Origin of the sequence: Agromyces allii (genome assembly GCF_009749385.1) — a bacterium.
GTDB lineage: Bacteria > Actinomycetota > Actinomycetes > Actinomycetales > Microbacteriaceae > Agromyces > Agromyces allii.
Window position 1 is genome coordinate 166,284 of record NZ_WBIN01000001.1, and the last position, 12,880, is coordinate 179,163.

Annotated in this window: 12 protein-coding genes; 5 read left to right on the forward strand and 7 right to left on the reverse strand. The window is 71.7% G+C overall.

The annotated features are described in order from the left end of the window. Positions 1 to 49 precede the first annotated feature (49 nt). Positions 50 to 742 (forward strand): phosphocholine cytidylyltransferase family protein, encoded by a 693-nt coding sequence (locus tag GQR16_RS00735; protein WP_157413243.1) that lies wholly within the window; start codon positions 50 to 52, stop codon positions 740 to 742. A gap of 125 nt (positions 743 to 867) precedes the next feature. Here the strand turns inward: GQR16_RS00735 and GQR16_RS00740 are convergent, their stop codons facing one another. Then, positions 868 to 1,416 carry an ECF transporter S component gene (locus GQR16_RS00740; RefSeq protein WP_170298384.1) on the reverse strand — a complete coding sequence of 183 codons (549 nt, stop codon included), beginning with the start codon at positions 1,414 to 1,416 and terminating at the stop codon, positions 868 to 870. Between the two features lie 76 nt (positions 1,417 to 1,492). Between GQR16_RS00740 and GQR16_RS00745 the strand changes: the two genes are divergently transcribed. The 3 genes from GQR16_RS00745 to GQR16_RS00755 all read left to right on the forward strand — a co-directional run bounded on the left by GQR16_RS00745 (position 1,493) and on the right by GQR16_RS00755 (position 4,235). Continuing rightward, on the forward strand, positions 1,493 to 2,305 hold the full coding sequence (locus tag GQR16_RS00745; RefSeq protein WP_157413564.1) for an ABC transporter permease: 813 nt from the start codon (positions 1,493 to 1,495) through the stop codon (positions 2,303 to 2,305). Then, positions 2,305 to 3,078 (forward strand): ABC transporter ATP-binding protein, encoded by a 774-nt coding sequence (locus GQR16_RS00750; RefSeq protein ID WP_157413245.1) that lies wholly within the window; start codon positions 2,305 to 2,307, stop codon positions 3,076 to 3,078. The genes GQR16_RS00745 and GQR16_RS00750 overlap by 1 nt, the downstream gene beginning before the upstream one ends. 77 nt (positions 3,079 to 3,155) lie before the next feature. After that, positions 3,156 to 4,235, forward strand: coding sequence for a hypothetical protein (locus GQR16_RS00755; protein WP_211373399.1), 1,080 nt, complete (start codon positions 3,156 to 3,158; stop codon positions 4,233 to 4,235). Positions 4,236 to 4,281: 46 nt separating this feature from the next. Here GQR16_RS00755 and GQR16_RS00760 read toward each other — a convergent pair whose 3' ends face one another. The 5 genes from GQR16_RS00760 to GQR16_RS00780 form a co-directional block, all read right to left on the reverse strand. After that, a complete protein-coding gene (locus GQR16_RS00760) occupies positions 4,282 to 5,577 on the reverse strand; it encodes a CDP-glycerol glycerophosphotransferase family protein (protein ID WP_157413246.1) in 1,296 nt (431 codons plus the stop codon). 122 nt (positions 5,578 to 5,699) lie between these two features. Beyond that, positions 5,700 to 6,545, reverse strand: a complete 846-nt coding sequence (locus GQR16_RS00765) for a glycosyltransferase family 2 protein (RefSeq protein ID WP_157413566.1) — start codon at positions 6,543 to 6,545, stop codon at positions 5,700 to 5,702. Positions 6,546 to 6,612: 67 nt separating this feature from the next. Beyond that, positions 6,613 to 7,422, reverse strand: coding sequence for a CDP-alcohol phosphatidyltransferase family protein (locus tag GQR16_RS00770; RefSeq protein WP_157413247.1), 810 nt, complete (start codon positions 7,420 to 7,422; stop codon positions 6,613 to 6,615). A gap of 5 nt (positions 7,423 to 7,427) precedes the next feature. After that, positions 7,428 to 8,483, reverse strand: coding sequence for a glycosyltransferase family 2 protein (locus tag GQR16_RS00775; protein ID WP_246200374.1), 1,056 nt, complete (start codon positions 8,481 to 8,483; stop codon positions 7,428 to 7,430). A 149-nt stretch (positions 8,484 to 8,632) separates the two neighbouring features. Then, entirely contained in the window at positions 8,633 to 10,483 is a 1,851-nt protein-coding gene (locus GQR16_RS00780; protein ID WP_157413248.1) for a S1C family serine protease, read from the reverse strand. Positions 10,484 to 10,678: 195 nt separating this feature from the next. Here GQR16_RS00780 and GQR16_RS00785 point away from each other — a divergent pair, with 195 nt between their 5' ends. Further along, on the forward strand, positions 10,679 to 11,917 hold the full coding sequence (locus tag GQR16_RS00785; RefSeq protein WP_425482605.1) for an aminotransferase class I/II-fold pyridoxal phosphate-dependent enzyme: 1,239 nt from the start codon (positions 10,679 to 10,681) through the stop codon (positions 11,915 to 11,917). Positions 11,918 to 11,976: 59 nt separating this feature from the next. Here GQR16_RS00785 and GQR16_RS00790 read toward each other — a convergent pair whose 3' ends face one another. Further along, entirely contained in the window at positions 11,977 to 12,858 is an 882-nt protein-coding gene (locus GQR16_RS00790; RefSeq protein WP_157413249.1) for a carbon-nitrogen hydrolase family protein, read from the reverse strand. Between the last annotated feature and the right edge of the window lie 22 nt (positions 12,859 to 12,880).

Sequence of the window (12,880 nt, forward strand, 5' to 3'; positions counted from 1 at the left end):
TAACTCTCGACCTCGAGGCCGCGGCATCCGACACTTCGAAGGAGCAACAATGACCACCCAGATCGTGATTCTCGCGGCCGGCATGGGGAGCCGCCTCGGGCGTTCCCTCCCCAAGCCGCTCACCGAACTCAGCGACGGCCGCACCATCATGCGCCAGCAGTTCGACAACATCGAGCACGCGTTCGGCGCGGGCACCGACGTGACCATCGTCGTCGGCTACAAGCTCGAGCACATCATCGAGGCGTTCCCGCAGGCGTCCTTCGTCTACAACGAGGAGTACGACCAGACGAACACCTCGAAGTCGCTCATGCGCGCCCTCGCGGCGTCGCAGTCCGGCGGCGTCCTGTGGATGAACGGCGACGTCGTGTTCGACCCGAGCATCCTCGACCGCGCGCTGCCGTACATCGCGCGCGACCAGTCGTTCGTCACGGTGAACCACGCGAAGGTCTCCGACGAAGAGGTGAAGTACACGATCAGCGCCGAGGGCTACGTCAAGGAGCTCTCGAAGACCGTCAAGGGCGGTCTCGGCGAGGCCGTGGGCATCAACTACATCTCGAGCCGCGACAAGGCGACCTTCCTCGCGCACCTGCGCCGCGTCGGCGACCAGGACTACTTCGAGCGCGGCCTCGAGCTCGCCATCGAGAACGACGGCCTGCTCATCGAGCCCATGGACATCACCGACCTCTACGCGGTCGAGATCGACTTCGCCGAAGACCTCGAGCGGGCCAACCACTTCGTGTGATCTCGGGTCGATCGTCAGGTCGACCACGAAACGCAAGAACCTGAGAGAGCGGATGCCACACGGCATCCGCTCTTCTCATGTCCGCTGTTCGCGGGGCAGGTCGTCGCGACGCCGCCCTTCGCGACTCAGGGCGTCTCGCCGACCGACTGCGCGACGCCCGCGCGGGCGAGCCGCGCCGCGATGAGCCGGCCGATCCAGGTGAACGCGACGGGGCTCAGCACCCAGAGCGGCAGCGCGATCGCCCAGGCCCACACGGTGTAGTGCTCGGCCCCGAGGCCGATGAACACGCCGATCGCGAGCACCACGCCCGAGAAGACGGCGGCGACGTAGAACATCCACGGGCTCCAGCGCCGGTAGCGCGTGATGAGGAACGGCACCTCGATGAGCGCGCCGACGAGCAGGCCGGTGCCGACGAACCGGCCGATCCACCAGGGCGCGAACACGGCGCCGACGAGGCCCGCGATGACCCCGGCGAGCACCGCGGTGCCCGGGCGCTTGAGCAGCGCCAGCGCGACGATGCTCGGCAGGAAGTGCGCGCCGACGGTGATGCCGTAGAAGAGCGGGCCGAAGGCCGCGAAGGCCGCGGCGAGGTAGCCGGACGCCCCGGCGACGAGGCCGCCGCCGACGCCGATCGCCGCGCAGCTCAGCAGGATCCGGGTGGTTGTACGCCGCACGACGCTCCTCTCGAGGGGCGCCGCAGAGGGCGCCCATCCAAATCTACCGCCGCCGGGCATCTACGATGAGATCGTGATGAGCACCACCTCGGTCGCCTACGGCGACGCCCACCCACTGCAGCGCACGCGGTGGTCCCGCTACCGCCACTCGCTGTGGCTGCTCACCACCCGCGATCTCAAGGTCCGCTACTCGACGTCGGCGCTCGGCTACGTGTGGTCGGTGCTCGACCCGCTCGTGATGGCGGGCATCTACTGGTTCGTGTTCACACAGGTCTTCGACAAGGGCGTGGGCACCGATCCGTACATCGTGTTCCTGCTCTCGGCGCTGCTGCCATGGATGTGGTTCAACGGCGCGGTCTCCGATTCGACGCGCGCGTTCCTGAAGGACGCGAAGCTCGTGCGATCGACGATGATCCCGCGCACCATCTGGGTGAACCGCATCGTGCTGTCGAAGGGCATCGAGTTCCTGCTCGCGCTGCCCGTGCTGGCGCTGTTCGCGATCGTCTTCCACGCCCCGGTCACGTGGAACCTGCTCCTGTTCCCGCTCGCGATCGCGCTGCAGGCCGTGCTCACGGCCGGGGTCGCCCTCATCGTCGCGCCGCTCGTCGTGTTCTTCCGCGACCTCGAGCGCGCCGTCAAGCTCGCCCTGCGCTTCCTGTTCTACGCCTCGCCCATCATCTACGGGGTCGCCGACCTGCCGAGCCAGCTGCACGTGTGGGCCGCGTTCAACCCGCTCTCGGGCATCTTCGGCCTGTACCGCTCGGCGTTCTTCCCGCAGGAGCTCGACTGGTTCGACGTGATCATCGCGGCGCTGATGTCGGGGGCGATCCTCGCGGTCGGCCTGCTCGTGTTCCGCGGCAGCGTTCGCCAGGTGCTGAAGGAGATCTGATGACGAATGCCACGGCCACCCTGCTGCCGACCGACGACGTGTACGCGATCAAGGCCGAGGGCCTCGGCGTGCGGTTCCGCCGCAATCGCCGCGGTCGGCGCTCGTTCAAGGACCTGCTCTCGGGTCGGCGGCGCCGTACCCGCCCCGACGAGTTCTGGGCGCTGCGCGACGTGTCGATCTCCGTGCGCCCCGGCGAGGCCATCGGCGTCGTCGGCCGCAACGGCCAGGGCAAGTCGACGCTCCTCAAGCTCGTCGCCGGCGTGATGATCGCCGACGAGGGCACCGTCGAGGTCACGGGCGGCGTCGCGCCGCTCATCGAGATCACGGGCGGCTTCGTCGACGACCTCACCGTGCGCGACAACGTGTACCTGACCGCGGGCCTGCACGGCATGACGCGGCAGCAGATCGACGCGAAGTTCGACGACGTCGTCGAATTCTCGGGCGTCGGCGACTTCCTCGACACGCCCTACAAGCACCTCTCGAGCGGCATGAAGGTGCGCATCGCCTTCGCCGTCATCTCGCAGCTCGAGGAGCCGATCCTGCTCGTCGACGAGGTGCTCGCCGTCGGCGACAAGGCGTTCCGCGAGAAGTGCTACGCACGCATCGAGGAGCTCCTCGCCGGTGGTCGCACGATGTTCTTCGTCTCGCACAACGAGCGCGATCTGCGTCGGTTCTGCACGCGCGGCCTCTACCTCGACCGCGGCGCGCTGCAGCTCGACGGCCCCATCGGCGACGTGCTCGACCGGTACAACGCAGATCACGGCACCACCTGACGCGTCGGCCCTGCCACGGCCCGGGCATCCCGCGCAACCTCCGGCGCCCACCCAGCACGCTCACGTATCATCGCCGCATGCCCGAACGCGTGCACAACATCACCTCGATGGGCGGCTCCACGCCGTCGGAGCCGCCGCCCGGACCGACCGCGGGTCCCGATGCCTCCGCGGGCTCGGGTGCACCGGGCACCACGGGCTCGGGCGGCGCCGGATCGGCGGGCGGCGCCGGATCGGGCATCGATCGCGGCATCGACCTCGTGCTCTCGATCCAACGGCCGGTGGTCGTGGCGCACATCCGCAGCATCCGTCGGCGGGCGCCGCTCGCGACCCCCGAGCAGCTCGTGCGCATCCTCGAGCGGCGCTACCTCGCCGCGGTGACGACCGGCGGCGCCGCAGTGGGCGCGACCGCCGTGATCCCGGGCATCGGCACGGGGGTCACGCTCGCGCTCTCCGGGTTGGAGACGGCCGGCTTCCTCGAGGCGACCGCATTGTTCGCCCAGTCCGTCGCCGAGGTGCACGGCATCCCCGTCGACAACCCCGATCGGGCCCGCGCACTCGTGATGACCCTCATGCTCGGGCGCGAGGGCGTCGACCTCGTGCGCCAGTTCGCCGGGCAGGCGGGCGGAAAGGGCGTCGCGCGCGACGTCTACTGGGGCGAACTCATCACGAACGGACTCCCCCGCGCGCTCATGGGCCCGGTCGTCGACCGCCTGCGCGCCACGTTCATCAAGCAGTTCGCGGTCAAGGGCGGCGCCGGCATCATCGGCAAGGCGCTGCCGTTCGGCATCGGTGCGGCGATCGGCGGCACCGGCAACCACCTGCTCGGGCGCAAGGTGCTCCAGCAGTCGCGACTCGCGTTCGGTCAGGCACCGGCCGGGCTGCCGCTCGAGCTCGAGCCGGGCGACTCCCCCGCGCTCGTGCAGGCGGCCGCCTCGGGCGTCATGCGCGCCGGCGCGGCCGTCGGTGCGGTCGCGGTCTCGACGAGCCGCGGACTGCGCGAGGTCGCCGCCCGCGTCGTGCGGCGCGACCGGCACCGCGTCGAATCGGCGGATGCCGCGGCATCCGTCGACGCCGACTTCGACTCCGACCCGATCGCCGGCGACCAGGGCGCCCCTGGCGACGATCCAGGCACGACCGCCCGGACCGGCACCCGTTGACCGAGGCCCGCTCGCGCGGGCGCGCCCTGAGCCCGCGCGAGCTGGCTCAGGTGAGCGGTTCGACCTCGTCGTCGTCGTCGACCTCGTCGTGCTCGTCGATCTCGCCGTCGGCCGCGTGGATCGCAGCGAACCGCTCCCATTCGGCCATGAGGTGGTCGACGGCCGCATGGAATCGCTCGGTCGTCACGCCGGGCGTCGTGTCGCCGAAGTAGCGCTCGACCCAGAACCCGAGGCGCTCGAGCGCGGCCTCGTCGTGCGAGACCTCGTCGACGCGGGCGACCAGGCCCGCGGAATCGGTCGCCTCGAGCCATTCGCAGGCCTGCAGGTAGCCGCTCGTGTCGATCTGCGCCGCCGGGTTCGCGGGGCGCGTGATGAGCAGCGGCTTGCCGGCCGCGAGCCGGTCGTAGACCATCGCCGAGATGTCGACGATCGCGACGTCGGCCGCTGCGAGCTGCCACCCGAGCTTCGGTCCGTGGTCGTAGAAGTGCTGCGCCGACGGGTCGGCCGCGTTCGCGGCCGCGATCGCCTGGATGATCTGCTGGTTCGCGGCTCCGTAGTCGGGGTCGACCACGCCGGAGCGCGGGTGCGGTCGGTAGATGACGCGGTGCCGGCCGGTGGCGAGCAGCCCCTTGACGAGGTTCACGCCGTGCGTCGCGATCGAGCCGTAGGCCGCCGCCGAGCGGTCGCCCTCCCAGGTGGGCGCGTACAGCACGACCTCGCGGTCGTCGGGGGTGTACGGCAGTTCGGTGCCGTCGAGGTAGTGGTCGGCCTGCGGGCGCCCGATCGGGATCGCCCGCTTGTCGAAGTCGTAGTCCCAGAGCACCTTGTCGAGCCGCGCTCGGGCCGCGTCGCCCGCGATGAAGGCGTAGTCGTAGGCCTTGAACTGGTTCGTGGTCATGTACATCTTGTCGGACTCGCCGTGGTTGATGAACACGTGCCAGCGACGGCCGTAGCGCATCATCTGGAAGTTCTTGGCGTTCTGGTTGACGTAGAAGATCACGTGCAGGTCCTGCTCGTGCACGACGCGCTCGAGGTCGGCGACCCGGCGCACGTACGCGACCGGCAGCGGCGACTCGTCGAGCAGCTTCAGCGCGGCGCCCGAGGCGCGGCTCAGCAGGAGGACCGGATGCCGCTCGGCGAGCGCCGCCAGCGGGGCGTACCACTGCCGCAGCTGGTACAGGTTGACCTTGCCGTCGGCGAAGTAGACGCCGACGCGGAACCGGTGGGGCTCGAGCGGCGCCTGGCCCTGCAGCTTGACGTTCAGCGCCCGCTGCGCCCGTCGCGACCACATGATCTCTTTGGCCAGCTTGACGGCGCGGCGCGCATCTCTTCTCAATCCCACTCACCAAGGGTAGCGACGCAGCCCTGGGCGGATGCCGCAGACGGCCGTCCACGGGCATGTGCGCCGCCGATCGAGAGCCGATCGTTACCGGCCGGTCGGGGGCTCTCGAGCAGCGGGGTCGCTCAGACGACGGGCGGACGCCCGGCCCGGGTCATGCGCCACACGGTGCGCCAGCGCATCGGACGCCGCTCGCCCGGGTTCTCGCGCCAGCCGGCCCGCCAACCGCCGAACCACGCCTTCAGGGCGGCCGGCTGCCTCGCCCACCGCAGCACCTGGATCGCGGTCCACGAGCCGACGTAGAACGGCACGAGCACGAGCGGCAGGTTGCGACGGGCGAGCCAGACGCGGTTGCGCGCGTTCAGGCGGTAGTAGTACGCGTGGCGCGCCGGGTCGATGACCGGGTGGGCGGCCTCGAGGTCGCCGGCGTACCAGGCCACGTGCCCCGTGTTCCACACGCGCCACGCGAGCTCGATGCCCTCGTGCGCGTAGAAGAACGGGTCGGCCCAGCCGCCGGCGGCGTCGAACACCCGCCGGGGCATGAGCACGGCGCCCTCCCAGCACGAGAACACGGGCGAGGAGTGCGCCGGGTCGCCCTTGCGGATGCGCGGGATCCACCGGCGCGGCGACGTCAGCCCGGTGGGGTCGACGACCCGCGGCTGGATGAGGCCGAGCTCGGGCCGCTCGGCCAGCATGCGGCATCCGTCGCTCAGGAAGGTCGTGCTCGGCAGGAACGCGTCGTCGTCGAGGAAGAAGAGCGTGTCGCCCTCGACCTCGGGCACGCCGGCGTTGCGCCCCGCCGGGATGCCCAGGTTCTCAGGCAGGTGCAGGGTCTTCACACCCACGGGCAGCGGGGGCTCGGCGATCGCCGGGTTCCAGCCGTTGCCGACGCACACGACGTCGACGTCGACGCCCTGCTGGTCGAGCACGCTCCGGATGCCGCGCGCGAGGTCGTCGGGTCGCTTGCCCATCGTGAGCACGACCACCCCGACGCGCGGACGCGCCGACCCGCCGAGCGGCCCCTGTGCGGAACCGCTCTCAGGAACGGACACGGTTGGACGCCATGATCGCGACGAAGTGCCCGATGACGGCGAGGATCGCGAGCGGCACGAGCGCGGCGAGCACGACCCGGTCGACGAGCGGCTGCCCGAACACCAGCCCCACGAGCGACGCAGCGAAGACGATGAGGGTCAGCTCGACCGAGTGGTAGAGCCGGTGGAACGGCAGGAACTTCGCCGCCTTGCGGAGCTTCGCGACGAGCCCGCCGCGGGGGGCGGTCTCGCCGTGTGTGTCGGCGAGCTTGGCGAGACCGGCGTTGGCGCGCGCCACGTGCACCATGTCGTTGAGCGCCTTGTTCAGGACGATCACGAGTGCGAGCAGCGCACCGAGCGTCGTGAACAGGAAGTCGGCCGGGAACTCGAGCGGGTACGCGGCCGCGCGGATGCCGAGCGCGAGCGGGATGAGCGCCTCGGTCGAGTAGTGCCCCACCTTGTCGAGGAACACGCCAGCGGGCGACGACGTGCGCCGCCACCGGGCGACCTCGCCGTCGCAGCAGTCGACGAGCATCTGGAGCTGGCCGAGCACGACCGCGAGCAGTGCGCCCCAGACGCCGGGGATCAGCAGCGCGGCGGCCGTCGACCAGCCCACGAGGATCATGAGCGCGGTCACGCCGTTCGCCGAGATCGGCGTCTTCAACAGCCACCACGTGAGGTAGGGCGAGAAGCGGCGCAGGTAGAGCGAGGCGGTCCAGTGCTCGGCGTTGCGGCGCCCGCGCACCTCCGGCGGCTGCGTCACCTCGCGGAGCTCGGCGATGCTCGAGGGTCTCGCGTACGGGTCGGTCTGCGACATCCGTGTCACCTTCCCGTGTGCTGTGCGATGTTGCTCGTCAGCGAGAGGTACCCCGGAACGAAACCGGCCCCCCAGAAGACGTGAATGCATGGCAAGACTACGAGAAACCACAGCGCGGTGCGCGCGCCGTGCCCTCGGGCGTAGACGAGCGTCGCCACGATGACGAAGAGCAGGTAGACCGCGGGGATCGCGAAGCCGAGCAGCAGCCACGGCGTCGCGCCGACCGCGGCCTGCACGATGCCGATCAGGCCGAGCACGAGCCCGACGAAGACGCCGACGACCATGACCGGGGGCACGAAGTAGCGGATGCCGCTGGCGCCGGGGAAGCTGCGTGCGAGTTCGCCGCGCCAGAGGCCCGTCGAGAACATCTGCCTGGCGAGGCGTTCGAGCGTGGCGCGGGGACGGTACGTGACCGCGAGCTCGGGCGTGAACCAGACGAGGCCGCCCGAGGCGCGGAGGCGACGGTTCAGCTCCCAGTCCTGGCCGCGCTTGATGCGCTCGTCGAAGAGTCCGACGCGCAGCAGCGCCTCGCGGCGGAACACGCCGAGGTACACGGTGTCGACCGGGCCGGCCACGCCGCCCACGTGGAACGACGAACCGCCGAGCCCGACCTTGGTCGTGTAGGCGAGCGCCACGGCCTGCTGGAACGGGGTGACGCCCTGTGCGTCCATGATGCCGCCGACGTTGTCGGCCCCCGTTCGTTCGAGCACGTCGACCGCGATGCGCGTGTAGTCGGCCGGCAGCATCGAGTGCGAGTCGACGCGCACGACGACCGGGTGGACGGCCGCGCGGATGCCGATGTTCAGGCCCGCGGGCGTCGAGCCCACCTCGTTGTCGAGCACGCGCACCCTGGCGTCGCGCTCGGCGAGGTCGGCCACGAGCTCGGACGTGCCGTCGATCGACGGGCCGAGCGCGATGAGCACCTCGACGGGCCCCGAATAGTCCTGCGCGAGGATCGACTCGACGGCCTGGCGAACGTGCGAGGCATCGTTCAGCACGGGCATGACGTAGGAGACGCCGACGAGCGGCGACGGGGTCGCCTCGTGGTGCTGCTCGGGCATGTTCCTCACTCGTGATCGGGTCGATCGAGCCTAGCAGCCGACATGCTGCGAACCCGCGGTGCGCGGGCTCCCGACGTGCCGTCGACGCGACGAGGCGGGGCCGGACCTCTCGGTCCGACCCCGCCTCGGTTCGCGGGATGCGACGGCGCTCAGCCCTCGAAGGTGCCGAGCGTGACGTCGGCCGTCTTCGACTCGCCGTCGCGCGTGAACGTGACCGTGGTCTTCGCACCGCCGGGCAGTGCGCGGACCTGTGCGGTGAGGTCGGTCTGGTCGGTGATCGGCACCCCGTTGAACTCGGTGACGACGTCGCCGGCCTTGAGGCCCGCGTTCGCCGCAGCGCCGCCGGACGCCGGCTCCTCGGCGATGAGCGCGCCGACGGTGTCGCTCGAGCCCTCGCTCTCGGCCGAGGTGACGACGGCGCCGAGCAGGCCGTGCGTGGCCGAACCCGTGTCGATGATCTCCTGCGCCACGCGGGCGGCCAGGTTGGCGGGCACCGCGAAGCCGACGCCGATGTTGCCGGACTCCGACGACGATCCCGTCGACAGGATGGCGACGTTGACGCCGATCAGCTTGCCGTCGGAGTCGAGCAGCGCGCCGCCCGAGTTGCCCGGGTTGATCGCGGCATCCGTCTGGATCACCGGGAGCGAGACCTGGCTGGTCGCCGTGGCCTGCTGCTGGCTGCCGGAGTCGCCGCCGCCGTCGGGCAGGTCGAAGAAGAAGTCGAACGGGCTGTCGGAGCCGCCGTCGCTTCCGTCGCCGCTGTCGCCCTGGGTGGAGTCGTCGGGCGTGGTCGGAGCGGCCGAGGAGGCCACGTCGATCGACCGGTTCAGCGCGCTCACGATGCCGTTGGTGACGGTGCCCGACAGGCCGAGCGGTGCGCCGATCGCGATCGCCGTGTCGCCGACGTTGAGCTTGTCGGAGTCGGCGAACTCGAGCGGCGTGAGGCCGGAGGCATCGGTCAGCTTGATGACCGCGAGGTCGGAGAGGGGGTCGGTGCCGACGACGGTCGCGGCGTAGAGGTGGCCGTCGCTCGTCTTCACCTGGATGGTGGGGTCGGCGATCTCACCGTCGAGCGTGACGACGTGGGTGTTCGTGAGCACGTAGCCGTCGTCGGAGAGGATGATGCCCGAACCGGTGCCGCCGGCGCTGCTGCCGGAGACCGAGATGGTGACGACGCTGGGGCTCGCCTTCGCGGCCACGGCCGTGATCTGGTTCACCGAGTCGGTGTCGTTCACGACGATGTTCTGCGTGCTCGCGGCGTCGCTCGACGTCGTGCCCTGGTCGTTCGAGCTCACGAGCGCCGTGATGCCGGCGCCCGAGGCCCCGCCGATGAGCGCGGCCGCGACGGCGACCGCCGCGATGAGGCCGAAGCCCGCGCGCTTCTTGGGCTGCCCCTCGGTCGTGGCGACGCCCGGGCCGCCCGGCTGGTACGGCGGAACGCCGGCGTACGGCTGGGTCGGCTGGTGCTCGCCGGGGCGCGGGCCGCCGAACGCGGGCGGCACCTGGCCGGCCGGCGTCAGCGGCTGGGTCTCGCCCGTCGGCGCGGCCTGCGCCTGCGGTGCGAGGGGGGTCGTGGGTGCGGTCGGCGTCGCGGCGGCCGCGGGGGCGACCGGTGCGGTCGGTGCGGTCGGTGCGGTCGGCGCCGCCGTGCGAACGGGAGCTGCGGCGGGCGCGGCGTACGGCTGCGGCGCCTGACCCGGCGTGTAGACGGTGCCCGTGGCCTGCACGGGCGCCGGGGCGGCCGGGGCGATGGGGGCAGCGGGTGCGGGGGCCTCGGCGGCGGGAGCGGCATCCGTCGTGGAGGCGGTCTCGACAACGGGTGCGGCCTCGGCGGGCGCTGCGGGGGCTGCGGGGGCTGCGGGAGCGGCCGGCGCCTCGGTCTGGGCTGCGTCGCCCTCGACGTGCTGTGCGGGGACTTCGGACGTCACGGACTGCTCGGGGGCGGTCTCAGCGACCTGCTCGCCATCGTGCGTGTTGCGTCCGTCGGTGCTGTCGGTCATGGTGTGCTCCTTCCAAAGCGAAGCCAGCTTCTCGCCGCAACCTGTGCAGCAGATCGGCGAAGTCTATGTTCCTGCTATCCCCCGGCGGTGAAGGCCCCGAGTGCCGGATGCCTCGCCAGGAACGCCGTGGGTCAGCGTACCCGGGGCACCCTGCCGTACGGTGAGAGCGTGAGCGACTTCCCTCCGAATTCACGGGTGACTCCCCCGGTCGCCGAACCGGCGGCCGCCCAGCTGCGGCCGTGGCAGCGCACCGCCGCCGGCGCGGGACTCCTCGCGCCCGACGGCGGCATCGCCGCCACGATCTTCGCCGAGATGAGCGCGCTCGCGACCCGCACGGGCGCGATCAACCTCGGGCAGGGGTTCCCCGATGAAGACGGTCCGGTCGAGGTGCTCGAGGCCGCGCGCCGGGCGATCGCCGACGGCGTGAACCAGTACCCGCCCGGCACCGGCATGCCCGTGCTGCGCGAGGCGATCGCCCGCCACCAGCGGCACTGGTACGGCCTGACGGTCGACGCGGCATCCGAGGTCCTCGTGACCGCGGGCGCCACCGAGGCGCTGGCCGCCACGATCCTCGCGCTCGTCGACGACGGCGACGAGGTCGTCACGTTCGAGCCCTACTACGACGCGTACGCGGCGCTCATCGCACGGGCGGGCGGCGTGCACCGCACGGTTCCGCTGCGGTTCCCCGACTGGCGGCCCGACCTCGACGAGCTCGCGTCGGTCGTGGGCCCGCGCACGCGCCTCATCATCGTGAACACGCCGCACAACCCCACGGGCGCGGTGTTCGACCGCGAGGTGCTCGCCGCGATCGTCGACCTCGCCGAGCGCCACGACGCCGTCATCGTGACCGACGAGGTCTACGAGCACCTGGTGTTCGACGGCCCGTTCGGCGGCAAGCACGTGCCGATCGCCACCCTGCCCGGAGCCCGCGAGCGCACCGTGACGATCTCGTCGGGCGGCAAGACGTTCAGCACGACCGGGTGGAAGATCGGCTGGCTCGTCGCACCCGCGCCGCTCGTTACGGCGATCCTCGCGGTCAAGCAGTACCTCACCTACGTCAACGGAGCACCGTTCCAGCCCGCGATCGCCACGGGCCTCGACCTGCCCGACCAGGTGTTCGCGGATGCCGCGGCCGCCCTCGCGGCCAAGCGCGACGTGCTCGCGACCGGCCTCGTCGCCGCGGGGTTCGAGGTGTCGCTGCCCGCGGCCGGGTACTTCATCGTGGCGGATGCCGCGGCCCTCGGATTCGACGACGGCGCCGCCTTCTGCCGGCGGCTGCCCGAGCTCGCGGGGGTCGTCGGGGTGCCCATCTCGGCGTTCGTGCATCCCGAGCGCCGCGCCGACACGCGGAGCCTCGTGCGGTTCGCGTTCTGCAAGCGACTCGAGGTGCTCCAGGAGGCGTCATCGCGCCTGGCGACGCTCGGCACTCGCTGACGGCCTCCCGCCGCGCCGCACGCGGCACATCGGCCGAGGGCACGTCGGCGCGGAGCAGGTCAGCGCGGGACGACCGCGAACCGCCGCAGGGCGAGCGCGGGGTTGACCCGGCGCACGGCGGCGATGCGCTCGGCCGAGACCCAGGCGACGGCGACATCCGTCGTCTCGCCGACGGTCGCGAGCTCGACGCCCATCGGGTCGACGATCATGCTGTTGCCGGCGCCGACGGGCGGGGCGTGGTCGGCCGCGGCGACGTACGCCGTGTTCTCGAGGGCGCGCGCCGTGGTGAGCACGCGCCAGTGCGCCTCCTTCAGCGGCCCGCGCACCCACTCGGCTGGCATGCACACGACGTCGGCGCCCGCGTCGACGATGCGTCGGGTCACTTCGGGGAAGCGCGCGTCGTAGCAGGTCTGGAGGCCGAACCGCAGGCCGCCGGCCTCGAAGAGCTCGGGCTCGGCGACGTCGCCGGGCACGACCCAGTCGGACTCGCGCTGACCGAACGCGTCGTAGAGGTGGAGCTTGCGGTACGTCGCGACCGCTCCCACGCCGGGCGCCACGGCCACGACCGTGTTCGCCACGCGCCGCTCCTCGCCCTCGACGCGCTCGACCATGCCCGCGACGAGGTGCACGCCGAGCCGGTCGGCGAGCGCGGCGAGCGCGCGCACGAACGTGCCGTCGACCGGTTCGGAGGCCGCGAGCCACGAGGCATCGGGCTGCGGGGTGAAGTAGCTGGAGTACTCGGGGAACACGACGAGCCCGGCACCGCGCGCCGCCGCGAGCTCGGCCAGGCGCGTGATCTCGGCGAGGTTCGCCACGGCGTCGGCTCCGGGCGCGAACTGCGCGACGGCGATGCCGAACGCGGTGGCGCCTTCGGCGGTCGTGCCCGACGCACCCGACGTGGATTCGGTCGGCGTGCCCGCGGCATCCGTCGCTGCGCTCATGCTGAGATCACCGTGCTCATGC

Coding starts and splice junctions, on each gene's coding strand:
- GQR16_RS00770 (WP_157413247.1), bottom strand. CDS start 7,422: ATGTCGCAGACCGACCCGTACGCGAGACCCTCGAGCATCGCCGAGCTC.
- GQR16_RS00765 (WP_157413566.1), bottom strand. CDS start 6,545: ATGGGCAAGCGACCCGACGACCTCGCGCGCGGCATCCGGAGCGTGCTC.
- GQR16_RS00735 (WP_157413243.1), top strand. CDS start 50: ATGACCACCCAGATCGTGATTCTCGCGGCCGGCATGGGGAGCCGCCTC.
- GQR16_RS00745 (WP_157413564.1), top strand. CDS start 1,493: ATGAGCACCACCTCGGTCGCCTACGGCGACGCCCACCCACTGCAGCGC.
- GQR16_RS00750 (WP_157413245.1), top strand. CDS start 2,305: ATGACGAATGCCACGGCCACCCTGCTGCCGACCGACGACGTGTACGCG.
- GQR16_RS00775 (WP_246200374.1), bottom strand. CDS start 8,483: ATGCCCGAGCAGCACCACGAGGCGACCCCGTCGCCGCTCGTCGGCGTC.
- GQR16_RS00790 (WP_157413249.1), bottom strand. CDS start 12,858: ATGAGCGCAGCGACGGATGCCGCGGGCACGCCGACCGAATCCACGTCG.
- GQR16_RS00780 (WP_157413248.1), bottom strand. CDS start 10,483: ATGACCGACAGCACCGACGGACGCAACACGCACGATGGCGAGCAGGTC.
- GQR16_RS00755 (WP_211373399.1), top strand. CDS start 3,156: ATGCCCGAACGCGTGCACAACATCACCTCGATGGGCGGCTCCACGCCG.